This is a genomic window from Microbacterium sp. 1262 (assembly GCF_040544895.1).
Taxonomy (GTDB): domain Bacteria; phylum Actinomycetota; class Actinomycetes; order Actinomycetales; family Microbacteriaceae; genus Microbacterium; species Microbacterium plantarum.
Genome location: NZ_JBEPKU010000001.1, coordinates 1,185,520 through 1,209,829, shown reverse-complemented (window position 1 = coordinate 1,209,829; position 24,310 = coordinate 1,185,520). Strand labels below are relative to the sequence as shown.

Annotated in this window: 29 protein-coding genes; 23 read left to right on the top strand and 6 right to left on the bottom strand. The window is 69.3% G+C overall.

Translation table 11 applies throughout. The features are described 5' to 3' along the window. Nucleotides 1–9: 9 nt before the first annotated feature. The 5 genes from coaD to mutM all read left to right on the top strand — a co-directional run bounded on the left by coaD (nucleotide 10) and on the right by mutM (nucleotide 2,915). A complete protein-coding gene (coaD, locus tag ABIC53_RS05720) occupies nucleotides 10–507 on the top strand; it encodes a pantetheine-phosphate adenylyltransferase (RefSeq protein WP_112614462.1) in 498 nt (165 codons plus the stop codon). Between the two features lie 105 nt (nucleotides 508–612). Continuing rightward, nucleotides 613–1,110 carry a YceD family protein gene (locus tag ABIC53_RS05715; protein ID WP_112615121.1) on the top strand — a complete coding sequence of 166 codons (498 nt, stop codon included), beginning with the start codon at nucleotides 613–615 and terminating at the stop codon, nucleotides 1,108–1,110. A 2-nt stretch (nucleotides 1,111–1,112) separates the two neighbouring features. Next, the gene (rpmF, locus tag ABIC53_RS05710) at nucleotides 1,113–1,322 is read left to right on the top strand and encodes a 50S ribosomal protein L32 (RefSeq protein ID WP_019179169.1); all 210 of its coding nucleotides are present in this window, start codon (nucleotides 1,113–1,115) and stop codon (nucleotides 1,320–1,322) included. A gap of 11 nt (nucleotides 1,323–1,333) precedes the next feature. Continuing rightward, nucleotides 1,334–2,026: a ribonuclease III gene (gene rnc, locus ABIC53_RS05705; RefSeq protein WP_112614464.1), complete on the top strand. Its 693-nt coding sequence runs from the start codon at nucleotides 1,334–1,336 to the stop codon at nucleotides 2,024–2,026. After that, nucleotides 2,019–2,915, top strand: a complete 897-nt coding sequence (gene mutM / locus ABIC53_RS05700; protein WP_274177800.1) for a bifunctional DNA-formamidopyrimidine glycosylase/DNA-(apurinic or apyrimidinic site) lyase — start codon at nucleotides 2,019–2,021, stop codon at nucleotides 2,913–2,915. The genes rnc and mutM overlap by 8 nt, the downstream gene beginning before the upstream one ends. Here mutM and ABIC53_RS05695 read toward each other — a convergent pair. Then, on the bottom strand, nucleotides 2,863–3,990 hold the full coding sequence (locus tag ABIC53_RS05695; RefSeq protein ID WP_274177801.1) for a GNAT family N-acetyltransferase: 1,128 nt from the start codon (nucleotides 3,988–3,990) through the stop codon (nucleotides 2,863–2,865). The two genes, mutM and ABIC53_RS05695, sit on opposite strands and share 53 nt — an antisense overlap. Nucleotides 3,991–4,038: 48 nt before the next feature. Beyond that, nucleotides 4,039–4,290, bottom strand: a complete 252-nt coding sequence (locus ABIC53_RS05690) for a hypothetical protein (RefSeq protein ID WP_112614470.1) — start codon at nucleotides 4,288–4,290, stop codon at nucleotides 4,039–4,041. Nucleotides 4,291–4,658: 368 nt separating this feature from the next. On the opposite strand from ABIC53_RS05690, the gene smc reads away from it, so the two are divergent. The 4 genes from smc to ABIC53_RS05670 are packed head-to-tail and all read left to right on the top strand — an operon-like array spanning nucleotide 4,659 to nucleotide 10,048. Then, entirely contained in the window at nucleotides 4,659–8,165 is a 3,507-nt protein-coding gene (gene smc / locus ABIC53_RS05685; protein ID WP_274177802.1) for a chromosome segregation protein SMC, read from the top strand. Between the two features lie 4 nt (nucleotides 8,166–8,169). Beyond that, nucleotides 8,170–9,042 (top strand): signal recognition particle-docking protein FtsY, encoded by an 873-nt coding sequence (gene ftsY / locus ABIC53_RS05680; RefSeq protein ID WP_103840597.1) that lies wholly within the window; start codon nucleotides 8,170–8,172, stop codon nucleotides 9,040–9,042. Nucleotides 9,043–9,102: 60 nt separating this feature from the next. After that, nucleotides 9,103–9,603, top strand: coding sequence for a DUF2004 domain-containing protein (locus ABIC53_RS05675; RefSeq protein WP_023950989.1), 501 nt, complete (start codon nucleotides 9,103–9,105; stop codon nucleotides 9,601–9,603). 1 nt (nucleotide 9,604) lies between these two features. After that, on the top strand, nucleotides 9,605–10,048 hold the full coding sequence (locus tag ABIC53_RS05670; protein ID WP_112614476.1) for an MSMEG_6728 family protein: 444 nt from the start codon (nucleotides 9,605–9,607) through the stop codon (nucleotides 10,046–10,048). 26 nt (nucleotides 10,049–10,074) lie between these two features. Here the strand turns inward: ABIC53_RS05670 and lipA are convergent, their stop codons facing one another. Both lipA and lipB read right to left on the bottom strand, forming a co-directional pair. Further along, the gene (gene lipA, locus ABIC53_RS05665; RefSeq protein ID WP_407667133.1) at nucleotides 10,075–11,097 is read right to left on the bottom strand and encodes a lipoyl synthase; all 1,023 of its coding nucleotides are present in this window, start codon (nucleotides 11,095–11,097) and stop codon (nucleotides 10,075–10,077) included. Continuing rightward, on the bottom strand, nucleotides 11,094–11,732 hold the full coding sequence (lipB, locus tag ABIC53_RS05660) for a lipoyl(octanoyl) transferase LipB (RefSeq protein ID WP_274177804.1): 639 nt from the start codon (nucleotides 11,730–11,732) through the stop codon (nucleotides 11,094–11,096). The genes lipA and lipB overlap by 4 nt, the downstream gene beginning before the upstream one ends. A 57-nt stretch (nucleotides 11,733–11,789) precedes the next feature. Here lipB and ABIC53_RS05655 point away from each other — a divergent pair, with 57 nt between their 5' ends. Together ABIC53_RS05655 and ffh are read left to right on the top strand one after the other, a co-directional pair. Then, nucleotides 11,790–12,356, top strand: a complete 567-nt coding sequence (locus tag ABIC53_RS05655; RefSeq protein WP_274177805.1) for a TetR/AcrR family transcriptional regulator — start codon at nucleotides 11,790–11,792, stop codon at nucleotides 12,354–12,356. 33 nt (nucleotides 12,357–12,389) lie between these two features. Beyond that, nucleotides 12,390–13,943, top strand: coding sequence for a signal recognition particle protein (gene ffh / locus ABIC53_RS05650; protein WP_094261654.1), 1,554 nt, complete (start codon nucleotides 12,390–12,392; stop codon nucleotides 13,941–13,943). A 29-nt stretch (nucleotides 13,944–13,972) separates the two neighbouring features. On the opposite strand, the gene ABIC53_RS05645 is transcribed toward ffh, so the two are convergent. Next, nucleotides 13,973–15,142, bottom strand: coding sequence for a glutamate--cysteine ligase (locus ABIC53_RS05645; protein ID WP_274177806.1), 1,170 nt, complete (start codon nucleotides 15,140–15,142; stop codon nucleotides 13,973–13,975). 183 nt (nucleotides 15,143–15,325) lie between these two features. On the opposite strand from ABIC53_RS05645, the gene rpsP reads away from it, so the two are divergent. The 4 genes from rpsP to trmD are packed head-to-tail and all read left to right on the top strand — an operon-like array spanning nucleotide 15,326 to nucleotide 17,308. Next, nucleotides 15,326–15,751: a 30S ribosomal protein S16 gene (gene rpsP / locus ABIC53_RS05640; RefSeq protein WP_023950978.1), complete on the top strand. Its 426-nt coding sequence runs from the start codon at nucleotides 15,326–15,328 to the stop codon at nucleotides 15,749–15,751. 4 nt (nucleotides 15,752–15,755) lie between these two features. Then, the gene (locus ABIC53_RS05635) at nucleotides 15,756–15,986 is read left to right on the top strand and encodes an RNA-binding protein (protein ID WP_023950977.1); all 231 of its coding nucleotides are present in this window, start codon (nucleotides 15,756–15,758) and stop codon (nucleotides 15,984–15,986) included. Between the two features lies 1 nt (nucleotide 15,987). Then, on the top strand, nucleotides 15,988–16,605 hold the full coding sequence (gene rimM, locus ABIC53_RS05630) for a ribosome maturation factor RimM (RefSeq protein WP_274177807.1): 618 nt from the start codon (nucleotides 15,988–15,990) through the stop codon (nucleotides 16,603–16,605). Between the two features lies 1 nt (nucleotide 16,606). Further along, entirely contained in the window at nucleotides 16,607–17,308 is a 702-nt protein-coding gene (trmD, locus tag ABIC53_RS05625; protein ID WP_274177808.1) for a tRNA (guanosine(37)-N1)-methyltransferase TrmD, read from the top strand. 38 nt (nucleotides 17,309–17,346) lie between these two features. Here the strand turns inward: trmD and map are convergent, their stop codons facing one another. Further along, complete coding sequence (map, locus tag ABIC53_RS05620; RefSeq protein WP_112614490.1) at nucleotides 17,347–18,129, bottom strand: type I methionyl aminopeptidase; 783 nt, start codon at nucleotides 18,127–18,129, stop codon at nucleotides 17,347–17,349. 52 nt (nucleotides 18,130–18,181) lie between these two features. On the opposite strand from map, the gene ABIC53_RS05615 reads away from it, so the two are divergent. The 8 genes from ABIC53_RS05615 to dprA all read left to right on the top strand — a co-directional run bounded on the left by ABIC53_RS05615 (nucleotide 18,182) and on the right by dprA (nucleotide 24,282). Further along, complete coding sequence (locus ABIC53_RS05615) at nucleotides 18,182–18,676, top strand: MFS transporter permease (protein WP_114589340.1); 495 nt, start codon at nucleotides 18,182–18,184, stop codon at nucleotides 18,674–18,676. A gap of 155 nt (nucleotides 18,677–18,831) precedes the next feature. Then, a complete protein-coding gene (gene rplS, locus ABIC53_RS05610; protein WP_023950969.1) occupies nucleotides 18,832–19,179 on the top strand; it encodes a 50S ribosomal protein L19 in 348 nt (115 codons plus the stop codon). A gap of 141 nt (nucleotides 19,180–19,320) precedes the next feature. Next, nucleotides 19,321–20,064, top strand: coding sequence for a signal peptidase I (gene lepB / locus ABIC53_RS05605; protein ID WP_114589341.1), 744 nt, complete (start codon nucleotides 19,321–19,323; stop codon nucleotides 20,062–20,064). Then, nucleotides 20,061–20,720, top strand: coding sequence for a ribonuclease HII (rnhB, locus tag ABIC53_RS05600; RefSeq protein WP_112614496.1), 660 nt, complete (start codon nucleotides 20,061–20,063; stop codon nucleotides 20,718–20,720). The genes lepB and rnhB overlap by 4 nt, the downstream gene beginning before the upstream one ends. A gap of 63 nt (nucleotides 20,721–20,783) precedes the next feature. Beyond that, the gene (locus ABIC53_RS05595; RefSeq protein ID WP_023950963.1) at nucleotides 20,784–21,107 is read left to right on the top strand and encodes a DUF2469 family protein; all 324 of its coding nucleotides are present in this window, start codon (nucleotides 20,784–20,786) and stop codon (nucleotides 21,105–21,107) included. A gap of 90 nt (nucleotides 21,108–21,197) precedes the next feature. Then, the gene (locus ABIC53_RS05590; RefSeq protein ID WP_269266407.1) at nucleotides 21,198–21,560 is read left to right on the top strand and encodes a YraN family protein; all 363 of its coding nucleotides are present in this window, start codon (nucleotides 21,198–21,200) and stop codon (nucleotides 21,558–21,560) included. Then, nucleotides 21,557–23,104, top strand: coding sequence for a YifB family Mg chelatase-like AAA ATPase (locus ABIC53_RS05585; protein WP_274177809.1), 1,548 nt, complete (start codon nucleotides 21,557–21,559; stop codon nucleotides 23,102–23,104). Before ABIC53_RS05590 ends, ABIC53_RS05585 begins: the two co-directional genes overlap by 4 nt. Beyond that, on the top strand, nucleotides 23,101–24,282 hold the full coding sequence (gene dprA, locus ABIC53_RS05580) for a DNA-processing protein DprA (RefSeq protein WP_274177810.1): 1,182 nt from the start codon (nucleotides 23,101–23,103) through the stop codon (nucleotides 24,280–24,282). Before ABIC53_RS05585 ends, dprA begins: the two co-directional genes overlap by 4 nt. Nucleotides 24,283–24,310 lie beyond the last annotated feature (28 nt).

The following is a 24,310-nucleotide window of genomic DNA, read 5'->3' as shown; positions in this document are numbered from 1 at the left end:
GCTCAGACCATGAGCAACCGGATCGCGGTCGTGCCCGGCTCCTTCGATCCGCCGACCCTCGGCCATCTCGACGTCATCCGTCGGGCCGCTGCCTTGTACGACCAGCTCCACGTCCTGGTCGTCCACAACCCCGGCAAAGAGGCGATGCTCCCCATCGCGCAGCGTCAGGCGCTTCTCGAGCAGTCGATCGACGAGGCCGGGATCGAGGGTGAGATCGTCGTTGCGGCGTGGAGCATGGGACTGCTCGTCGACTACGCGACCGACGTCGGCGCCGGGATCCTCGTCAAGGGGATCCGGTCGCAGGTCGACGTCGCCTACGAGACGCCGATGGCGATCGTCAACCGGCACCTCGCTCAGATCGAGACCGTGTTCCTGCTTCCCGACCCCGCGCACGCGCTGGTGTCGAGCTCGCTCGTGCGGCAGGTCGCCTCGCTCGGCGGCGACGTGTCGCCCTTCGTGCCGGGCCCCGTCGCGCGGTTCCTCGACACGGGATCCCGCGGCATCTGAGTCCGCTCGACGCCACGGCGACTACCATGGTCGATCGTGGGTAGAAAGCACGTCACCGGACCATTCGTCATCCCCGTGCGCGACATCGTGCGCCAGCCGGGGGAGATGCGGGAGTTCGCGTTCAGCGTGCCCGCGCCCGACAAGTGGGGCGAGGGTCTCGTCTCGGTCGCCGCGGGCCGGCCGATCGATCTCGAGGTGCGCCTCGAGTCGGTGCACGAGGGCATCCTGGCCACCGCTGAGGCCGACACCGTGTATGACGGCGTCTGCGGTCGGTGCCTGACGGAACTGACACGCCCCCTCCGAATCGAGTTTCAGGAGCTCTTCGGGTATTCTGGGGACGAAGCGTCCGACTTCGAGGTTCAAGACGACCACGTGGATCTTGAAACTCCGGTCAGGGATTCGATCGTCCTGGCGCTTCCGTTCCAACCGGTGTGTCAGCCGGATTGCCCCGGGCTCGACCCGGTCACGGGTGAGAAGCTGACGCCGGGAGCGGAACCTGCGGAGCAGGTGCAGATCGACCCGCGCTGGGCCGCGCTGACGGCCTACACCCCAGACCACGACGACGCAGACCACCGCGTCGCGCCCGACACAGAGAAGAGCTAGCCATGGCAGGTAACCCCCCGAAGCGGAAGGTCTCCCGCTCCAACACGCGTTCGCGTCGCGCGCAGTGGAAGGCCGAGGCTCCGACGCTCGTCAAGACCATCGAGAACGGCAAGGTCGTCTACAGCCGCCCCCACCAGGCGAAGGTCGTCACCGACTCGCAGGGCACCGAGCTGTTCCTCGAGTACAAGGGTCGCAAGGTCGCTGACGTCTGACGACGCGCGGCGTGACTGAGAACACCACCGAGCGCTCCGCGCTCACCGACAAGCTCGGGGTCGACATCGACCCCGAGCTTCTGTCGCTTGCCCTCACCCACCGTTCGTACGCGTACGAGAACGGCGGGACGCCTCACAACGAGCGTCTCGAGTTCCTCGGCGACTCGATCCTGGGCCAAGCCGTGACCGTGCATCTTTTCCGCACGCATCCCGATCTCGACGAGGGTGCGCTGGCCAAGCGTCGCGCGAGCGTCGTGTCGACGATCGCCCTGGCCGAGGTCGCTCGGACGATCGGGCTCGGCGACCACATCAAGCTGGGCCGCGGCGAGACGCAGACCGGCGGGCGCGATAAAGACTCGATCCTCGCCGACGCCATGGAGGCCGTGATCGGAGCGGCCTTCCTCTCGGCCGGTCCCGAGCGGGCGCAGGAACTCGTCCTCCGTCTCGTCGCGCCACTTCTGGCGGACCCCGCGCGTTACGGCGCGGCGATGGACCCGAAGACCTCCCTGCAAGAGCTCGCCGCTCACCTGGGCGTTGCGCCGCCGGTCTACGGCATCGAGGCCTCGGGACCCGACCACCACCGGGTCTTCACCGCGACCGTCACCGTCGGGGACGTGTCACGCGAGGGCGTGGGAAGCAGCAAGAAGCAGGCCGAGATGGCGGCCGCCCTCGCTGTGTGGCATGTGCTGTCTGCCCGTGCCTGAGCTGCCCGAAGTCGAGGTCGTGCGCGCCGGTCTCGAGCCGGCCGTCGTCGGCGCACGGATCGAGGCGTGCACGGTGCTCGACGCTCGCGCGCTCACGCGCCACGTCGGAACGCCGGCGTCGTTCGAGCAGGAGTTGACCGGCCGCTCCCTCACCGCCGCCGCGCGACGCGGCAAATTCCTCTGGTTTCCCGTAGAGGGCACTCAGCGTGCGGTCATCGCCCACCTCGGAATGAGCGGGCAGATGCTGCTGCGCGAGCCCGGTGCGCCGACCGAGCGCCACGAACGCATCCGCTGGGACATCGTGCACCCGGAGCACGGCGAGCTCTCCGTTCTGTTCGTCGACCAGCGGACCTTCGGCTCTCTCGCGGTGGACGACCTCGAACCCACGGTGGACGGCGCACCAGCCGGGCGCGGAACGGATGCGGCACTGATCCCGGGGCAGGTGCGGCACATCGCCCGCGACCCCCTCGACCCCGCGTTCGACGCTCCGCGGTTCCATCGGGAACTCGCCCGGCGGTCGTCCGGCATCAAGCGCGTCCTCCTCGACCAGGGCGTGGTCAGCGGCATTGGCAACATTTACGCCGATGAGGCGCTGTGGGCTGCCCGCGTCCATCCGGAGACCGTTGCATCCCTCCTCTCGCGGCCCGCGCGTGAGCGCCTCCTCGAGGCCGTCGTCGCGGTGATGACGAAGGCTCTCGCCGAAGGCGGCACGAGCTTCGACGCCCAGTACGTCAACGTCAACGGCCAGGCCGGCTACTTCGCGCACTCGCTCGAGGCCTATGGCCGCACCGGAGCGGAGTGCTCGCGGTGCGGCTCGGCCATCGTCCGGGTCGCGTTCACGAATCGCTCATCGCACTACTGCCCGCGCTGCCAGCGTCGTCGCCACTGAGCCGCTTCTTCCAAGCGCCCTCGTATGACAGCGGGCGGAACCCGAGGGCCTCGTTGATGTCGAGCATCGGGCGATTCTCTTCGGCGTTGTAGGTGATGACGCGGGGTGATTCGGGGGCGATGTCGCGCCACGCGACGAGGCCCGCGCACTTCACGAGCATTCCCAGCCGGTGGCCCCGGTGGCTCGCCGACACGAGCGTGTCGTGCTGATGGGTCGCGCCGGTGCGGTCGGAGCCGATCATGAGTTCGTTGAAGGCCGCGAGCTCGCCGGTCTCGATGTGCTGCGCCGCGGTCACGAGCAGTGTCTGGTCCGCTTCGACGTAGCGCGCATCGTGGCGGGCCAGGCGCGCGGCATCCCACTCTTCCTCGTCCACCTCGAGGCCGGCGGCGGGGGCGTCGGTCGACATGCGCGACTTGAGCCAGGCGTACCCTTCGACGAACTCCGGCGGCGTCGGCGCGGTCCATCGCACCACGCGGTAGCCGGCGGCCGCCACCGTGGCTTTCGCCAGGTGATCATCGACGACGGTGGCGGAGTCGGTCAGATCGAGCACGCTCTTCCGATTGATCTGCTCGAGCGTGTAGCCGTGACGCAGCAGGAAGCGCGCGGCATGGTCGCGCGGAATGTCGCCGTACCCCGTCGGTGCGGCCAGCCTGTCGCCCGGCTCATCGGGATGCTCGGCGTACGTCTGCAGAACGTGGCGGCCATGGTCGCGGGCGGTCCGCTCGACGAGCGCGTGGGCCTGCGAACCGATGCCGAGTCCGCGCACCTCGCGCAGGAGTTCGATGAGCCAGTACGCGCTGTCGGATCCGGCTTCGTGGGGGATGTCGAGCCCCACGCGCCCGACGACTCTGCCGTCCCATACCGCGAGCCAGCTGAATCTCGTCTCGTCCGGGCTCGGGCGATAGTGGGGGAGCAGCTCGTCGGGGCGGGCGGTATCGTCATCGCCGCCGGTGATCTCGCGATACACGAGATTGCGCACGCGCACCATCTCGCAGAAATCCGCGGCGTCCGGTGCATCGATCCTCTCGGGGATGCGGAGGGGGCGCAGCTCGAGCCGCGCAGTGATGTCGTTCATGATTCTCTTTCGGCGGCGTGGGGTCTCGTCACCGAGACCCCACGCGGATCAACGGTAGGGAGTGAGCAGGTACGCGCGTTCCCAGTGCCGCTCGCGCGCCTCGCGGGCGGCGAGCTGTTCGCGGCGGTACGCGACCTCGGGCGCAGAGCTGGCGCCGCGGTTCGCGCTCCACACGATGAGGCGCAGTGCGATGCGCAGCGCAAGGCGCTGGGCGAGGGTCGGACGGCCGAGAGCCGTCTGCTCGGAAATGGCGGGCCGCGCAGGCGCGACCTCGGGACGTCGTTGTACGACGGTGTTCATGGTGTCCTCGTTCGAAGAGGGCGGACGTGCGATGGCGACGATGTGCGTCGCAGGTGCAGCCGTCGGCTGCGGCCCGGCGCGAGGTGTCGCGCGGGCGGAGAGGCGGAACGGGGCGAGGGACTCGCGGACTCAGACGTTCAGCGGAGCACCCATGACGGCGGCTCCACCGATCACGCAGGAGAAACGGTCGCGGTGCTCGGAACGAACAGCAACAGCGTTAAACGCGGTGACAGAAATCAACATCGGGGAACCTCCTTTCGTCAGGGATGCGGGAAGTGACGCTAGCGGTCCGCCCGGTGCGGCGTCAAGTCCGGCTCGTCATCCTCCGGTAGCGTGTGGGCATCCACCGAGCGCCGGGAGGGCCCGACATGCACCTGAAGAGCGTCACGCTCAAGGGCTTCAAGTCGTTCGCCCAACCGACCACTTTCGTGCTCGAGCCGGGCGTCACCTGCATCGTCGGGCCCAACGGCTCGGGCAAGTCGAACGTCGTCGACGCGCTCGCCTGGGTCATGGGCGAGCAGGGAGCCAAGACCCTCCGCGGCGGGAAGATGGAAGACGTCATCTTCGCCGGCACTGCGACGCGCGGTCCGCTCGGTCGCGCCGAGGTCCAGCTGACGATCGACAACCACGACGGCGTGCTTCCGATCGAGTACGCCGAGGTGACGATCAGCCGCACGCTGTTCCGCAACGGATCGAGCGAGTACGCGATCAACGGCGAGACGTGCCGACTGCTCGACGTGCAGGAGCTCCTGAGCGACTCCGGTCTCGGTCGCGAAATGCACGTGATCGTCGGGCAGGGCCGGCTCGACACCGTGCTGCAGGCGAGCGCGGAGGACCGGCGCGGTTTCATCGAGGAAGCGGCGGGCATTCTGAAGCACCGCCGCCGCAAAGAGAAGACGGTTCGCAAGCTCGAGGCGATGGAGGCCAATCTCACGCGGTTGAGCGACCTGGCGGGCGAACTGCGGCGGCAGCTGAAGCCCCTCGGCAAGCAGGCCGAGATCGCACGTGAAGCCGCGACGATCGCCGCCGTCGTCCGCGACGCGAAGGCGAGGCTGTACGCCGACGACCTCGTCGCGCTGCGCTCCCAGCTCGCCGACCATGCACGCGACGAGCACGAGCGGCACGCCGAACGCCTCGTGCTGCAGGACCGGCTCGACGGCGTCAAACGACGCATCGACGAGCTCGAGGCCGAGCAGCGATCCGAGGCCGTCGACAGGGCACGCGCCACCGCGTTCGCGCTCGAGCAGGTCCAGGAGCGGGTGCGCGGACTGCACACGCTCGCGGCGCAGCGCCGCGCTCTTCTCGAGGACGACGGCCAGCTCTCGATCGAGGTCGCCACGGTAGGACAGGGGGCGATCGACGAGGCCCGCCAGGAGGTCGACGAGATCGCCTCGGGCGTCGGCGACGCGCAGGATGCCGCCGCCGCGGCATCCCGGGATGTGATTCGAGCGCGTGCCGAGTTGGATGCTCTCGACTCCGACATCGCCGCGCAGAGCGCTCTCGTCTCCGAGCACGACATGCGGCTGACCAAGCTCCGCGGCCGAGCAGACGCCGCCGCGTCGCGCTTGGAAGCTCTGCGCGCGACGGTCGAACGGCAGCAGCGGGGGCTGGACGCCGCACGGACGCGGCGCGCGGAGGCTGAGGCGGCCCTCGAGCAGGTCCAGTCCGAAGCGGCTCCCGAGGCGAGCTCCGCCGAGCACACGGCTGCGTACGAGCGCGCTCAGCGCGAGGCGACGGAGGCGGAGACGACGCTCGCGGGCATCCGTGAGCGGCTGCACGCGGCCGAGCGCGAGGTCGAGTCGCTGACGGCGCAGACGGCTGCGCTCGGGCGGGCGCTCGAGGTCCGCAACGCGGCCGCCGATCTGCTGTCGCGCGGCGACGATGGGCTGCGGTCACTCGTCGCCGACGCCCTGAAGGTGGAACCGGGATACGAAGCGCCTGTCGCTGCGGCGCTGGGGGCGCTGGCCGAGGGCGTGCTCGCCGCCGATGTGCCCGCAGCGCTGCGGGCGGCAGCCACCGCTGCCGAGGACGACCTCGGTGTCGTCGACATCGTCCTCGCGCATGCCGACCGGGGAGAGGCTGTCAACGCCGTGCCGGGCGCTGTGCGTGCGATCGACGTCGTCAGCGGGCCCGACGGCGTCGTCGGCCAGCTCGAGCACGTGCTCGTCGCTGATGACCTCGAGACAGCAGTCCGTATCCGCGATGCATGGTCGGCGAGCGAACGCGGACGCGCCGTCGTCGTGACCAAGCAGGGCGAGCTGGTCTCGTGGCGCACGGTCCGAGCCGGATCCGGCGAGGGCCGGTCACGTCTCGAACTCGCCGCGGAGCGAGACGCGGCGGCTGACCGGCTGAGCGAGATGACCGTCGTCGCCGACGCGCTCCGGGAGTCGCTGACCGATGCACAGGCAGCCTGGACCGAGGCTCGCGCCCGGACGAGGACAGCGCTCGAGACGCTGCGTGCCCACGATGCGGCGCTTGCGGCCGACGCGGAAAAGCTCAACCGAGCCACAGTGCGGTACGAAGCGGCCATCGCAGAATGCGACCGGCTCGAGGCAGGCATCGCGCCGGCCGTCTCGGCCGCGACCGAGGCCGAGTCAGCGGCCCGCGATGCCGAGGAAGCGCTCGCGGCGGCGGCTGCGGCGCCGCGCCCGATCCTCGACGCATCGGCGCGTGACGGTCTCCTCGAAGCCCTCGAAAAGGCTCGTGAACGCGAGATGCGCGCACGCCTCGACGTCGAGACCCTGCGAGAGCGTGTGCGAGCCGGCGAGGCCCGCGTGGTTCAGCTCGAACGCCAGCGCGAGCGAGAGCGCGCCGCCGCCGCCGAGGCCGCCCGACGCGCCGTCATCCGGCGGCAGCAGCGTGCGATCGCGGATGCCGTCGCCGCACAACTGCCGCCGCTGCTCGAATCGATCGACAGGTCCGTCGCCGCCGCCCGCGTGGAACTGGGGAGGGCTGAGCAGGCGCGGAGCGAGATCACGAGCGAGCTCGCCGAGCTGCGCCGCCAGGATCAGTCGGCGCGCAGCCGGCTCTCGGCCCTCACCGAGTCGGTGCACGGACTCGAGATGCAGATGCACGAGAAGAAGCTGCACGTGACGAGTCTGCTCGAACGCGTCGGGTCGGAACTGGGCTTCGACGAGGACATTCTCGTTTCGGAATATGGGCCGGACCACCCCGCCCTCGACGATTCCGGCGAGCCGGTGCCCTTCGATCGCGCCGCTCAGCGCCGTCGCCTCGCGGAGGCGGAGCGGAAGCTCGCGCAGCTCGGGCGCGTGAACCCTCTGGCGCTGGAAGAGTACGCCGCGCTCGAGCAGCGGCACGCGTTCCTCACGGAACAGCTCGCGGATTTGACGCAGACCCGCTCGGACCTGCTGACGATCATCGGCGAGCTGGACGAGCGGATGCAGACGATCTTCCTGTCCGCCTTCGAGGACACGAAGGTCGCATTCGGCGAGGTATTCCCGATCCTGTTCCCCGGGGGCACCGGCAGCATCTCGCTGACCGATCCCGACAACCCGCTCACGACCGGCATCGAGGTCGCGGTGCGACCTGTGGGCAAGAAGATCGAGAGGTTGTCGCTCCTCTCGGGCGGCGAGCGTTCCCTCGCCGCTGTCGCTCTTCTGACGGCCATCTTCAAGGCGCGGCCGAGCCCGTTCTACATCCTCGACGAGGTGGAGGCAGCGCTCGACGACGCGAATCTCGGACGCCTGCTCGGCGTGTTCGAACAGCTCCGCGAATCGAGCCAGCTCATCGTCATCACGCACCAGAAGCGCACGATGGAGATCGCGGACGCGCTCTACGGCGTCTCGATGCGCCAGGACGGAGTGTCGGCGGTCGTCGGTCAGCGCGTTCGGGAGCGCGCGGGCGCCGTAGGCTGAGGGTATGGCCGACAATCCCTGGTCGCTCTCGCGCGCGCTGCGCGGGCTCTTCGTCAAGCCGACCATCGACGAGAACACGTGGGACGATCTCGAGACGGCGCTGCTGACCGCCGACTTCGGGCCCGACATCACGGAGCGTCTCGTCGATGACCTGCGCGACAAGGTGGAGCGGTACCGCACGACCGACCCCCGCGACCTCCAGCGCATGCTCAAGGAGACCCTGGAGGAGCGGTTCGCCGCGTTCGACTCGACCCTGCGTCTGACGGAGCGTCCCGCCGTCGTCCTGGTCGTCGGGGTGAACGGCGTGGGGAAGACCACGACGATCGGCAAGTTCGCGAAGTTCCTCCAGCGTTACGGTCGGTCGGTCGTCGTCGGAGCCGCCGACACCTTCCGTGCGGCCGCGGTCGACCAGCTCGCGACGTGGGCCGAGCGCGGAGGCGCGCAGATCGTCCGTCCGCAACAGGAAGGCCAGGACCCGGCCTCGGTTGCGTTCCAGACGATCGACTACGCCAAGCGGACAGGCACGGAGATCGTGCTCGTCGACACAGCCGGCCGCCTGCACACCAAGGGCGGGCTGATGGACGAGCTCACCAAGATCCGGCGCGTCATAGAGAAGCAGGCGCCGATCAGCGAGGTGCTGCTCGTTCTCGACGCGACGACCGGGCAGAACGGCGTGATGCAGGCCGAGGCGTTCCTCGAGCACGCGGGAGTGACCGGCCTGGTCCTGACGAAGCTCGACGGCTCCGCACGTGGCGGATTCGTCCTCGCCGTGCAGGAGCGCACCGGCATCCCCGTGAAACTTCTCGGCCAGGGCGAGGGAATCAACGACCTCACGGGCTTCACCCCGCACGTCTTCGCGTCGGCGCTCGTCGACTGAGTCGCGCGCCGCGCCGCATCACCACTTCCCCCGCACCCTCACGGCTGGTTTCATAAACACATGGCGATCGAGCACGACTACTTCGGACTCCTCGAGTCGGGGCCGGACGGATCGATCTTCTGGTCGGATCACGTCGAGATCGGCGATCAGACGGTCACCGTCGATCTGACGGCTCCGGATCAGGACGACGTCTCGGCTGCCGCGCTGGATGTCGCCGCCGCCATGATCTCGGCGATCGAATCGATCGATCTCTCCGCTCGCAACGCGATGGTCTCCGAGCTGAACGACCGCACCAGCGAGGTGACGGAGTTCATCCTCCAGCAGCAGGAGGAGCTCGGAGAGGACATCGAGTCGTACCTCGTGGACATCTCGGGCGACGTCCACATGGACGTCATCCGGTCGCTGCAGCTGATCAGCATGACGATCCTGGCCGATGAGCACGGGGGATCGGACCCATTCGCGGTGCTCGAGTACGCGCTCGACCCCGATTCCACCGAAGAGGTGCTCCTGGTGAATCTCACGAGCGACGGCAGCATCCAGTCGGTCACCAGCGCCGACTGACGTGCAGACCTTTCTGCCGTATCCCTCGTTCGCCCAGTCGGCGGCGGCCCTCGACACGGCGCGGCTCGGCAAGCAGCGCGTGGAGACGCTGCAGCTGCTCCGGGCCAACACGGTCCCGGGATACGGATGGCGGAACCATCCGGCCGCCAAGATGTGGCGCGGCTATCTGCCCGCTCTCACGGCGTACGGCCTCGCGATGACGGACGCGTGGATCGCCGCCGGTCGCCCGGACACGGTCCGGCCGCAGCTGTTGCAGTTCGCGCCCGATGTCGACGGGATGCCCGAGAGCGAACTCGAGATGCCGCCGTGGCTGGGCGATGAGGCGTTCCACCTGTCTCACCGCTCGAACCTCGTGCGCAAGGATGCCGCGTTCTACCGGCCGCGCTTCGGTGACGTTCCCGACGACCTGCCGTATGTCTGGCCGCCGGACCCGACCGCGTCCTGAGACCTCGCGGCCGGGCCGGCACGCCGTCAGACGGCCTGCGCGAATCCGGACTGGGCCGAGTCGGCGAGGTGCGCGAGATGGGGCGGGATCTCCCGGCCCTTGGCAGTCATGGACTGCGCCCACAGGCGCCCGGCCCGATAGGACGACCGCACGAGCGGTCCGGCGAGCACGCCGAGGAAGCCGATGCGTTCCGCTTCCTCACGGAAGCCGACGAACTCCTCCGGCTTGACCCAGCGGTCGACCGGCAGGTGACGAGGCGTGGGACGGAGGTACTGCGTGATCGTGATGATGTCGGTGCCCGCGTCGTGGAGGTCCTGGAGGGCCTGGACGACCTCCTCGGGCGTCTCGCCCATCCCGAGGATGAGGTTCGACTTGGTGATGAGTCCGGCGTCACGGGCGCGCGTGATCACGCCCAGGGAGCGCTCGTAACGGAAGGCTGGCCGGATCCGCTTGAAGATGCGGGGGACCGTCTCGACGTTGTGTGCGAAGACCTCGGGTCGTGACGCGAACACCTCGTCGAGCTGCGCCGCGTCGCCGTTGAAGTCCGTCGCGAGGATCTCCACGCCCGTGCCCGGGTTCTCCGCGTGGATCCGTCGCACCGTCTCCGCGTGGAGCCAGGCTCCGCCATCGGCGAGGTCGTCGCGCGCCACCCCGGTGACCGTCGCGTAGCGCAGCTGCATCCGGCTGACGCTCTCGGCGACGCGGCGCGGCTCGTCGGTGTCGTATTCGGCCGGCTTGCCCGTGTCGATCTGGCAGAAGTCGCACCGACGTGTGCACTGCGAGCCGCCGATGAGGAAGGTCGCCTCCCGGTCCTCCCAGCATTCGTAGATGTTCGGGCATCCCGCTTCCTGGCAGACCGTGTGGAGTCCCTCTTCTTTGACCAGGTCATGCAGAGCGCGATACTCCTCGCCCATCCGCGCCTTCGTCTTGATCCACTCCGGCTTGCGTTCGATCGGGGTCTGCGCGTTGCGCACTTCCAGTCGCAGGAGCTTGCGCCCGTCCGGACCACCCGCGGCGGGAGCGGCGGGCACGGCGCAGCCGCCGCTCATGCTGCGGCCGCCGTCTCGAACTCGGCGCGGAACCGACACGCGACGGTGTCCACCACATCCGCGGGGGAGACGCTTCTGCCCAGCACTGTCGAGAGGGAAGCGACGCCGGCATCGGCGATGCCGCACGGGATGATCTGCTGGAACGGGGCGAGGTCGTTGTCGCAATTGAGGGCGAAGCCGTGCATCGTCACGCCGCGCTGAACCCGCACACCGATGGCCGCGATCTTCGCGTCTCGGCCGTCCTGACTCACCCAGACGCCGCTTCGGCCCGTCACTTGACGGGCCGCGACGCCCAGGTCGGCGACGACGTCGATGAGCATCCGCTCGAGCCGCCGCACGTGCGAGACCACGTCCACCGGCTCCGGCAGACGCAGAATCGGATACCCCACCAGCTGGCCCGGTCCGTGCCAGGTGATCTTGCCACCGCGGTCGACGTCGACGACGGCGGTGCCGTCTGTCGGTCGCTCGCCGGGCTCGGTACGTGCGCCCGCGGTGAACACCGGCTCGTGCTCGAGCAGGAGCAGCGTGTCGGGACCACCGGCCACGACGGCATCGTGGACGCGGCGCTGCAGCTCCCAGCCTTCTGCGTAGGGGACGACGGCGGGGGCGAGCCCCACGACGCGGACATCGAGCACGGTTCCTCCTCGAATACTGGACCGCGTCCAACAATACGACACGCCTAGGCTGTCCTGGTGACGTCTTCCACCCGCGCCGGCCGGCCTCGCGTATCGTCCCGCGAGACCCTCGCGGAGGCCGCCTGCGAGCTCTTCCTCGAGCGCGGTTATGAGGCGACGACGGTCGCCGACATCACCCGACGCGCCGGTGTCAGCCGTTCGAGCTTCTTCAACTACTTCTCGTCGAAGTCGGCCGTCCTGTGGGCCGGACTCGACGAGCGGATCAGCGTGCTCGAGCTCGGTCTGCGGCGCGCCGGCGGCGTCGACGACGTCGCGTCCGCGGTGGCGGAGCTCGCCCGCGGCTTCGCCCCCGATGCGTTGGCGCTCGCGATCGTGAACGATGTCGCGATGGGGCTGTCCGACGAGCTCGCGCGAGATGCCGCACTGCGGGCCGCTCGCATCGCTAGAGCCGTCGCCGCGGCCCTGCACGGGTCGGGGACGGAACGGCTCGAAGCCGACATCCTCGGTGCCGCCTGGGGCGGTGCTGTGCTCGGAGCCGTCCGCTCCTGGGCGCGCGGGGGAGCGGGTCGGACGGATCTGGCGCACGAGATGGTCCGAGCGATCGCGATCGTCCGGGGGCACTGACCGGGTCGGCTGCTCGCATAGAATCGAGGGATCATGGCAACTTTCGGCACGCTCTCCGACCGTCTTACCGAGACCTTCCGGAATCTCCGCACCAAGGGAAAGCTCTCGGCGGCTGACGTCGACCAGACCGTCCGTGAGATCCGCCGCGCGCTTCTCGACGCCGACGTCGCCCTCGCGGTGGTCAAAGAGTTCACCGCCAAGGTGCGTGAGCGCGCGCTCGGCGATGAGGTGAACCGTGCGCTGAACCCTGCCCAGCAGGTCGTTCAGATCGTCAACGAGGAGCTCGTGGGCATCCTCGGCGGCGAGCAGCGGCGACTGCAGTTCGCGAAGAACCCGCCCACCGTCATCATGCTCGCGGGCCTCCAGGGCTCGGGTAAGACCACGTTCGCCGGCAAGCTCGCGAAGCAGCTCGAGAAGGACGGCCACACCCCCCTTCTCGTCGCGTGCGACCTCCAGCGGCCGAACGCCGTGAACCAGCTCCAGGTCGTGGCCGAGCGTGCCGGCGCCGCCATCTACGCGCCCGAGCCCGGCAACGGAGTCGGCGACCCCGTGCGAGTCGCGCGTGACGGTGTCGAGCACGCACGCCGCCAGCAGCACGATGTCGTCATCATCGACACCGCGGGACGCCTCGGCGTCGATGCGGAGCTCATGAAGCAGGCCGCCTCGATCCGCAAGGCCACCGATCCCGACGAGGTGCTCTTCGTCATCGATGCGATGATCGGTCAGGACGCGGTCAACACCGCGAAGGCGTTCCAGGAAGGCGTCGACTTCACCGGTGTCGTCCTCTCCAAGCTCGACGGCGACGCACGCGGTGGTGCTGCGCTCTCGGTCGCCTCGGTCACCCAGCGGCCGATCATCTTCGCGTCCACGGGTGAGGGCCTCGACGACCTCGAGCCCTTCCACCCGGACCGCATGGCCAGCCGCATCCTCGACCTCGGCGACATCCTCACTCTGATCGAGCAGGCACAGCAGGCGTTCGACGAGCAGGAGGCCCTCGCGGTCGCCGAGAAGCTCGCGAAGGAGCAGTTCACGCTCGAGGACTTCCTCGACCAGCTTCAGCAGATGAAGAAGATGGGCTCGATGAAGAAGATGCTCGGCATGCTGCCGGGCATGGGGCAGATGAAGCAGCAGCTCGAGCAGTTCGACGAGCGCGAGATCGACCGCACCGAGGCGATCATCCGGTCGATGACGCCGGCCGAGCGTCGCAACCCGAAGGTCCTCAACGGCTCGCGCCGCCTGCGCATCGCCCGCGGTTCGGGGATGACGGTGACCGATGTCAACCAGCTCGTGCAGCGCTTCGAGCAGGCGGCGAAGATGATGAAGACGGTCGCTCGCGGTGGCGTTCCCAACATCCCCGGCATGGGGCCGATGGGCGGCAAGCCCGGCGCCTCGAGCAAGCGCGGCAAGCAGGCCAAGAACAAGGGCGGTTCGCGTTCGGGCAACCCGGCGAAGCGGGCCGCAGAGAACGCCGGCCTCGCGACCGCGACGGCGCCGACCGGTTCGGGCTTCGGTCTCGGAGCCGGCGGTCAGGCTCAGCCGAGCGAGGCCGACCTCGCCGAGATCCAGAAGCTCTTCGGCAAGGGCTGAGTCAGCCGCCCTGGGTCAGCCGCCCTGAATCAGCGGCCGACGTCCGGCTGCGCCAGGTGCTGGCGCAGCGTGGGGCCGTCGCGGAACTCGCGGATCAGGTGCTGGACGACCTCGCGCAGGTCGCCGTCGGCCGCCTCCGCGACGCGCGTCTGCCGGAGGTAGCTCGCCCCTTGATCGAGGATCGTGTTCAGCCCGCGGAACTCGCGTGCGCAGTGCAGCTCCTCGGCGATCGGCTCGAGCTCGGCCATCGTGTCGCGGAGGTGATCGGCGACGTGTCGCTGCGTGCCATCGGCGTCGACGATCAGACGCGCGTCCAGCCCGTACCGGGCGGCGCGCCACTTGTTCTCCCGCACGAACCACGGCGGGATCGTCGGGAGCTCGCGCCCCTCGTCGAGCTGTCGCGAGAGGTGCTCGGTGAGCACCTGGACGAGGGATGCCACGGCCGCGAGCTCGGGAAGCGTCGACATCCCGTCGCAGGCGCGGATCTCGATCGTTCCCCACTTCGGCGCGGGGCGGATGTCCCAACGCACCTCCGACGCGTCCTCCATGACGCCCGTGCGGACCATGCCGTCGAGGTAGTTCTCGAAGTCGCTCCACTGCGTGAAACTCCAGGGCAGGCCGGCGGTGGGCAGCTGCTGGAAGACGAGGGCGCGATTGGATGCGTACCCGGTGCGGTCGCCGGCCCAGAACGGGCTCGACGCCGACAGGGCTTGCAGGTGGGGGAGGTAGAGCGACAGCGCGTTGATGAGCGGGAACACCTTGTTCACGTCCTCGACACCCACATGGATGTGGATGCCCCAGATCATCATGTTCCGGCCCCACCACTGGGTGCGTTCGATGAGCTTGTGATAGCGGGTCTTGTCGGTGATCTGCTGCTCGTACCACCGGGCGAAGGGGTGGCTGCCGGCGCAGAGCATCTCAAGACCGCGCGGTGCCGCGAACTCGCGCACCCGCTGGATCGCGTCGTCGATGTCGTCGACCGCCGCGGCGACGGTGTCGCCGACACCGCTGGTCACCTCGATGGTGTTCGTCAGCAGCTCGCCCGTGATCGTGTAGCGCTCGAGCGCGGAGGATTCCTCGACTTCGGCGAGCACCTCCGGCGCTCGGGGCGCGAGATCCCCGGTGTCGCGGTCGGCGAGCATCAACTCCCACTCGAGCCCCACGGAGGAACGGGCAGACGTGGCGAAGGGGACCGTCATGCGCTCAGTCTGACACGCGGTGCGGTGCGGTTCGCGACGACCGTCATCATCTGGCAAAATAGACGGTTGGACCGCTCGCTCGACCCTCTATCCGGCGGGAAGGTCCACCCTCAGAGCTCCCGCCGGGTGTGCACCCCACGCTCCAGGCGACGTTCACTTCACATCACACCACTCAGGAGAATTGTGGCTGTCAAGATCCGTCTCAAGCGCCTCGGCAAGATCCGCGCGCCCTACTACCGCATCGTCGTCGCCGACTCGCGCACCAAGCGCGACGGCCGCGTGATCGAGGAGATCGGTCAGTACCACCCGACCGAGGAGCCCTCGATCATCAAGGTCGACTCCGACCGCGCCCAGTACTGGCTGTCCGTCGGCGCTCAGCCGACCGAGCAGGTCACCGCTCTGCTCAAGCTCACGGGCGACTGGGGCAAGTTCAAGGGCGACAAGAACGCCGTCTCGACCGTTCGCACGGCCGAGGCCAAGGGGGAGTTCGTCGCTGACGCGTCGAAGAAGTCGGTCATCAAGCCGCAGGCCGCCAAGAAGGCCGAGGAGCCCGCCGCTGAGGCTCCCGCCGACGAGGCTCCCGCCGCCGACGCGACCGACGCGGAGTAATCCGTTGCTGTCCGCCGCGCTCGAGCACGTCGTCAAGGGGATCGTCGATCACCCCGACGACGTCGTCATCCGTTCCTCCTCGTCGCCCCGCGGCGAGGTCCTCGAGGTGCGCGTGCACCCCGACGACCGGGGACGGGTGATCGGGCGCGGCGGACGCACCGCCAAGGCGCTGCGCGCGCTGATCTCCGCGCTTGCCGACGGCACGCGCGTTCGCGTCGACGTCGCGGACGACTGACATGGCCGCCGACCCCGCTCGCACTCAGCTGCGCGTCGGGCGCCTCGTCAAGGCGCACGGCCTCAAGGGCGCACTCAAGCTCGAGCTGTACACCGATGATCCCGACGGCCGCTTCGTGCCGGGCGCGACGTTCACGTTGCAGGTCCCCGAGGCGTCTCCCTGGCACGGCAAGTCCGTGACCGTCCGAGAGTTCCGGTGGATGAACTCGCACCCCGTCCTCTTCCTCGAAGACGTCAACGACCGCGATGCCGCCGAGAGCCTCGTCAAGGCCATCCTCTGGGTCGACCAGGACGGCGACGCCACGGCCGAGGACGACGCCTGGTTCGATCACCAGCTCGTCGGCCTCGACGTCGTGCGTGACGGCGAGCGGGTCGGACGCATCGCACGAGTCGATCATCTCCCCGCGCAGGACCTCCTCATCGTCCAGCGCGACGGCGACGACACCGAGATCCTCGTACCGTTCGTCAAGGCGATCGTGCCCGAGGTGGATGTCGCAGGGGGTCGTGTCATCGTGACTCCGCCGGCGGGACTGTTCGAAGACCTGCCCGCTGATGAGTCCGACGACCCCGCGGAAGCTGGTTCCGTGGAAGACGGCGACAGCGCCTCCTCCGAGGACTGACGTGCGCGTCGACGTCGTCACGATCTTCCCCGCGTTCTTCGACGTCCTCGAGGTCTCGCTTCTCGGCAAGGCGCGAGGCGCCGGCCTCCTCGATGTCCGCGTCCACGATCTGCGGGACTACACCACCGATCGGCACCGCACCGTCGACGACACCCCGTACGGCGGCGGCGCCGGCATGGTGATGAAGCCCGAGCCGTGGGGGCTCGCGCTGGATGCGATCGTCGCGGACGCGGGCGACCGGCCGACGTTCATCTTTCCTTCGCCTGCCGGCGAGCGGTTCTCGCAGGGCACCGCTCGCGAGCTGAGCGAAGCGTCGCACCTCGTCTTCGGCTGTGGCCGCTACGAGGGGATCGACGAGCGCGTCTTCGCATACGCGGCGACGCTCGGCGACGTCCGGCTCATGAGCCTCGGCGACTACGTCCTCAACGGGGGAGAGGTCGCCTCGATGGCGATGATCGAAGCGATCGGCCGCCTCATTCCCGGTGTGGTCGGCAACCCCGAGAGCCTCGTCGAGGAGTCGCACGAAGACGGGCTGCTCGAGTACCCCTCCTACACCAAGCCCGCATCCTGGCGTGGCCACGAAGTGCCGGCCGTCCTGCTCAGCGGGCACCACGGCCGCGTCGCGGAGTGGCGGCACGCTCAGCGGGTCGAGCGGACGCGCGAGCGCCGTCCGGACCTGTTGCCCCGAGACCTCGAGGCCTGAGCCGGCCGCCGCGACGACGGACCGGCCCAGGGCACACGTCAGTCGACGCCGAGGAACGACCGGTCGGTGAGGATGACCGGACCGTCCGCAGTGATGGCCACGGTGTGCTCGGAGTGCGCACCGCGGGACCCGTCGGCGCTGCGGAGGGTCCATCCGTCGGCATCCGTGACCAGCTTGTCGGTGCTCTGCAGGAACCAGGGCTCGAGCGCGACCACGAGGCCGGCGCGCAGCGGGTAGCCGCGGCCGGGCTTGCCGTCGTTGGGGACGTGCGGGTCGCCGTGCATCTCCCGGCCGACGCCGTGGCCGCCGAAGTCGGTGTTGATCGACAGCCCGTCGGCGCGGGCGACCGTCGCGACGGCGTGCGAGATGTCGCCGATCTTGTTGCCGACCACGGCGGCTCCGATTGCTGCATCGAGAGCGCGCTCGGTGGTGTCGATGAGGGCGAGATCTTCGTCTCGCGGCGTTCCCACGACGAACGACACGGCCGAGTCGGCCACCCAGCCGTCGACCGAGACCGCGAAGTCGAGCGTGACGAGATCGCCGTCGCGCAAGGCGTAGTCGTGGGGGAGCCCGTGCAGGACCGCGTCGTTGATCGACGTGCAGATCACTTTGCCGAACGGGCTGGCTCCGAACGACGGGTGGTAGTCGATGTAGCAGGATTCAGCGCCGGCGCGGCGGATGAGCTCGTGCGCGCGCCGATCGATCGCGAGGAGGTTCGTGCCGACCTTCGTCTCGTCTCGAAGGGTCGCCAGCGTCTCGGCCACGAAGCGTCCCGCGGGACGCATCGCTTCGATCTCGGCAGGGGTGCGCAGCTCGATCATCGTGATCCTCTCTTCAGCTTCTATCCTGCCGGACCGGCGTAGCATCGGGAGCATGTGGCTGCGACGCGCGCTCTTCCATTGGCTCCTTCCCGCGGCCCTGGCGCTGCCGCTGTGGCTCGTCGTGGGCTGGGCGATCTCGGGTGCGAGCGGCTGGGTGTTCCTCTGGGTCCTGTTCATCGCGGTCCCGGCGGTGCTGATCGGTCAGCTCGTGACGACACTGCTGGTGCGGGCACGCGGCACCGTTCGGCACTCGCGGATGCTGTCGTGGTGGGACGTCCTCGTGTTCACGGTGTGGCACGCGCTCATCATCGTCATCGGGTTCTACCCCGAGGGCGCCTTCTGGCCGCTGCTCTTCGCCGCGGTCGCTGCGTTCCTCGCGGTCTTCTGGGTGTCGCTCTGGCAGCTCTTCCGGGAAGCGCGGCCCGTCTCGCTGTTCTCCGTCGCCACGGATCCGGCGTACCTGCGTGAAGCGATGCGACCGACGTCCGAACGACGTGCCGACGAGAAGGTCGTGATCATCGAAGAGGTCCGGCGCAGCGACGGCTGACGTTTTGGTCAGCAGGGCCCGGCATGGCAGAATGAACGCTTGTGCCCTGATAGATCTCTGCCTCAGGGGAGCGGCGCCCGGCGGGCGCCCGGGGCACCGCATCCTTATTCAACTCTCTCGTGGTCGACCTGAGGCGGTCGCAGGAAGAACAGATCATGCAGATCCTCGACTCCGTCGACGCAGCATCGCTGCGCAGCGACATCCCCGCATTCGCCCCCGGCGACACCGTCAAGGTGCACGTCAACATCACCGAGGGCAACCGCTCGCGTATCCAGGTCTTCCAGGGCGTCGTCATCGGCCGCTCGGGCGACGGCGTGCGCGAGACCTTCACCGTCCGGAAGATCAGCTTCCAGGTCGGCGTCGAGCGTACGTTCCCCGTCCACAGCCCCGTGATCGACCACATCGAGGTCGTCACGCGCGGTGACGTCCGTCGCGCGAAGCTGTACTACCTGCGCAACCTGCGCGGCAAGAAGGCGAAGATCAAGGAGAAGCGCGACCGCTGATCGCAGCGACGCATTCTCTGGATGCCCCGGGCTCAGGCTCGGGGCATCCGTCGTCTCCGCTGCGCGGTGACCGGCGATGGTCGCGGAATGTGCGACCCTGGGTAGGGCTCCCCGGCGGGCGAGTCGGATGAGAGGCGATGAATGACCACCGATGACCTTGCCGCGCAGGCGCCGAAGCCCGCGCGTTCACGATCACGTCGCCTCGGCCTGCTTCTTCGCGACATCCTCGTGATCGTCGCCATCGCTCTCGCGGTGTCGTTTCTGGTCAAGACTTTCCTCGTCCGTTCGTTCTACATCCCATCCGGATCCATGGAACGGACGCTGCTGAAGGACGACCGGATCCTCGTCGACCAGCTCACGCCCCGGTTCGGCGGCTACGCGCGGGGTGACGTCGTCGTCTTCCGCGATCCCGGAGGGTGGCTGCCTCCCACCGTCGAGCAGGCCCGTCCGCCGCTCGTCGAGGGCATGGACTGGGTGCTCTCCGTCGTCGGACTGTCGGCTCCCGACAGCAAGGACCACCTCATCAAGCGGATCATCGGGATGCCGGGTGACCATGTCGTGTGCTGCAACGCCGTCGGCCAGATCACGGTGAACGACGTTCCCATCGACGAATCCTCGTACGTCTCGCTCGCGGACGGCCAGTCGGCCCCGCAAGAGGTTCCGTTCGACGTGACGGTGCCCGAGAACTCGCTCTGGGTGCTCGGCGACAACCGTGATCACTCGCGGGACTCGCGCTACAACCGCGACCAGCCCTCGCAGGGCTTCGTCCCGCTCGACAACGTCGTGGGACGAGCTTTCCTCATCACCTGGCCCCTCGACCGCTTCGGCCTCATCGACTTCCACCACGACGTCTTCGCGGGGGTCCCCGCGCCCGAAGGACGATGACCGTCGTCGCGCCCCGGCTGACCGTCGAACGGCGGCTGCTGCGCGAGTACGAGTTCGTCATCGCTCTCGACGAGGTCGGGCGGGGCGCGTTGGCGGGCCCGGTGTCGGTCGGTGCCGCCGTGCTCGACGCACGCTGCGCGCGTCGTCGCGTTCCCGAGGGGCTTCGTGACTCGAAGCTCGTGACCGAGCTTCGCCGACCAGAGCTGGCGCTGCGAGCAGCCGACTGGGTCGTGGCCTCGGCGGTGGGGTCGGCCACGCCGGGTGAGATCGACGAGATGGGGATCATGCGGGCGCTCGGCCTGGCCGCTGTTCGCGCGATCCAGGGTCTCGGCGTCGCGGATCCCTTCGCTGCTGAGACCGTCGTCATCCTGGACGGCAATCACGACTATGTCAGTCCGATGGCCGGACCGGGCATGACGGTGCGGACGATCATCAAGGCGGACCGTGACTGCGCCAGTGCCGCGGCGGCGTCGGTCATCGCGAAGGTGGCGCGCGATGCCCACATGACCGAGCTGCACGACGAGACGCCGATGTACGAGTGGGCACGGAACAAGGGTTACGCCAGCGCGCTCCACCGGGCCGCGATCCGGGAGCACGGGCTGTCACGGCATCACCGGGCGTCCTGGGCGATCGCCGACGCGCCGACGCTGTTCTGACTTCGGTGGGCGGGGTCGCGGGGACGAGAACGCCGTGCTGCCGCCGCCTAGGATGGAAGCACCATGGATGACGAAGTCTTCGAAGACTATGACCGCGAGCTGGAGTTGGCGCTCTACAAGGAGTACCGCGACGTCGTGTCGCAGTTCCAGTACGTGATCGAGACCGAGCGTCGCTTCTACCTCGCGAACGACGTCAACGTCGTTCGGCGCGACACCGAGCACGACTTCTACTTCGAGCTGACGATGAACGACGTGTGGGTCTGGGACATCTATCGCGCCGACCGTTTCGTGAAGTCCGTGCGTGTACTGACGTTCAAGGACGTCAACGTCGAGGAGCTCCAGCGCCGCGACTTCGAGCTCCCCGACGAGCTCTCGCTCGACAGCTGACGCTCCTCCCCAGGACCGTCGTCGAGCCGGTTCTGCACGGCCGCGCAGCCGTGACCCCGGGGCCGTCGGCCGCCGCGCGAGAGTGCTCATATGGCAGCGAAAGACGACCGGGGCCGCGCCGGTGAAGAGCGGGCCGCGCGGCACCTGACCCGCCTCGGGTACGACATCCTGGATCGAAACTGGCGCGATCGGCAGGGCGAGATCGACATCGTCGCCGTATCGCGCGACGAACTCGTCATCGTCGAGGTCAAGACCCGGCGGACCGCGGCGTACGGGCATCCGTTCGAGGCGGTGGACGAACGCAAGAAGGACCGGTTGTGGCGGCTCGCCTGCGCCTGGATCGCCGCGCACCCGGGGGAGGTGCGCGGTCGCCGGATCCGTCTCGACGTCATCGGTATCACCGGCGACGACGTCGATACGGCGGTGCTCGAGCACGTCGAGGACCTGCGGTGAGCCTCGGGCGTACCTGGGCGGTCTCACTCACCGGGCTCGCCGGTGACCTCGTGGAAGTCGAGGCCGACCTGTCGAACCAGACGCCCGCGTTCCGCATCGTCGGACTCGCCGACCGAGCCCTCGCCGAGGCACAGCAGCGGGTGCACAACGCCTGTCAGAACAGCGGGCTGCCGCTGTCACGACGTCGTGTGACGGTCAATCTCTCACCGGCGAGCCTTCCGAAGCAGGGAGCTGGCTTCGATGTCGCCATCGCCGTCGCGGCGCTCGCGACGGAGCTCCCGATGGACCCGACGTCGCTCGCCGACACCGTCCACATCGGCGAGCTGGGCCTCGACGGGCGGCTGCGGCCGGTACCGGGAGTTCTCCCCGCAGTCATCGCCGCAGCGCGCGCGGGGAAGCGGACGGTCATCGTCCCCGAGGCCTGCCGAGCAGAAGCCGCTCTCGTCGACGGGGTCCGCGTCGTCGGATGCCGCACCCTCGCGGGCGTCGCGCGCTGGCACGGGCTCGAGATCGACAGTGATGACGAGGCGGTACCCGAGGTGCCGGTTCCCGCCGATGATGGGGAGCATGACGGCGACGGGCTGCCTGTCGACGATCTCTCGGACATCCGAGGGCAGGAGGAGGCGATCGATGCGCTCGTCGTCGCGGCGGCCGGCGGCCACCATCTGCTCATGAGCGGTCCGCCCGGTGCCGGGAAGACCATGCTTGCACGTCGCCTGCCGGGGATCCTGCCCCCGCTCGACGACGAGACCGCGCTGCAAGTCGCATCGATTCGCTCGCTGTCGGGCACCGTCGTCGACAGCCTGAGCAGAGTTCCTCCGTTCGAGGCGCCGCATCACAGCGTGAGCGTCGCGGCGCTGGTGGGCGGTGGCAGCAGGTCGCTGCGACCGGGGGCGATCGCTCGGGCGAGCGGGGGCGTCCTGTTTCTCGACGAGGCCGGTGAGTACAGCGCGCACGCGCTGGACTCTCTTCGTCAGCCACTCGAGGCGGGGTCGATCGACATCCACCGGGCGGGATTCCGGGCAACTCTGCCGGCGAGGTTCCAGCTGGTGCTGGCCACGAACCCCTGCCCGTGCGGACAATACGGCGTCCGTGGCGGCAATTGCTCGTGCCCATCCCTCGCGATCCGCCGCTATCTCGGCCGGCTCTCGGGCCCGCTGCTGGACCGCATCGACATCGAGCTCTCGCTTTCGCGGGTGTCGCTCGCCGACCTGACGGCGCGCGGTCCTGCGCAGACGACGACGGCGACCGCGCGCGAGCAGGTCGCGGCCGCGCGGTCGCGTGCCGCTCTGCGATTGGCGGAGACCCCGTGGCGATCGAACGCCGCTGTCTCGGGCGCGTGGCTGCGGGATGGACCGCTCGCTCCCGAACCGCGCGTTCGTGCTCCGCTCGACGCGGCTCTCCAGCGCGGAGCGCTCACCCTGCGTGGCTACGACCGGGTGTTGCGGGTGGCATGGTCGGTGGCCGACCTCGCGGGTCGCGAGCGGCTGACCGCGGGTGACGTCGGGCGCGCGCTGTTCCTGAAGAAGGGGCTCCAGCAGTGAGCGACGACGAGGTGCGCAGTGCGTTGGCGGGGCTCGTGCCCGCGGACGGCCTCGTGGATCCCGAGAGCGGTCGCGAGCGCTGGGGGCGAGCCCGATGGTCGGTGCTGGCCGAGCCCGGAGACGGCATCGCCGGGCTCGCAATACAGCGGCTGGGGGCGTTCCGCGCCCTCGAGTGCGCGCTGCGAGACGACACACCCCCGGCGGAGCTCGGCCTCGAGGTGCGGGACTGGCGCCGCGCCTGTGCCCGGTGGCGTCCGCGGCAGGACGACCACTCCTACGCGATCGAGCGGGCGAAGCGGGTCGGGGTACGGCTCATCGTGCCGGGTGATCCCGCCTGGCCGGAGAGGGTCGAGGAACTCGGCATCCATGCCCCGGTCGCGCTGTGGGCCAGAGGACGGGCAGACGCTCTCGCGGCGCCAGCTGCGGCGGTTGCGCTCGTCGGAGCGCGCGCGGCGACCGCGTACGGTGTGCAGGTCGCGGGGGAGATCGCGGGAGAACTGGGCGTCGCGGGGGTGACGATCGTGTCCGGGGCCGCCGTCGGGATCGACGCTGCGGCGCATCGAGCCTGCCTCGCGGTCGGCGGCAGCACGATCGCCGTGCTCGCGGGGGGCGTCGATAAGGCGTACCCGTCGGGCCATGCCGGCCTGCTGACGGAGGTGTCGCGCCGTGGTGTGGTCGTGAGCGAGGTGCCGTGCGGCACGGCGCCGACAAAGTGGCGTTTTCTGCAGCGCAATCGGGTCATCGCCGCGCTCTCCGATGCCACCGTGGTGGTCGAGGCGGGGTGGCGGTCGGGTTCGTTGAACACCGCGGGCCACGCAGCGGCGCTCGGGCGGGCCCTCGGTGCGGTACCGGGGCCGGTCACCTCTGCGGCGTCGGCAGGATGCCACCGGATCCTCCGCGAGTACGACGGTCGGTGCATCACGAGCGCGGACGACGTCCGGGAGTTGCTCGGGTGGTCGAAGGAGCCCGGGCCTCCCGCGGCTCTCGACAGCGACGGCCGTACGGACGATGCGACGAGGGTGCTCGACGCGCTGAGCACACGAGCGCCCCGGGATGTCGCAGAGATCGCTCGGCGCTCCGGCGTGGCCGGCGAGGAAGTGAGCGCCTGGCTGGGACTCCTGGAGCTCGATGGTCGAGTCGTGTCCGACGAACGCGGGTGGCGTCGAGCGGGCAGTTGACGGCTGGCGTCCCGCGAGCCTGGCCCGG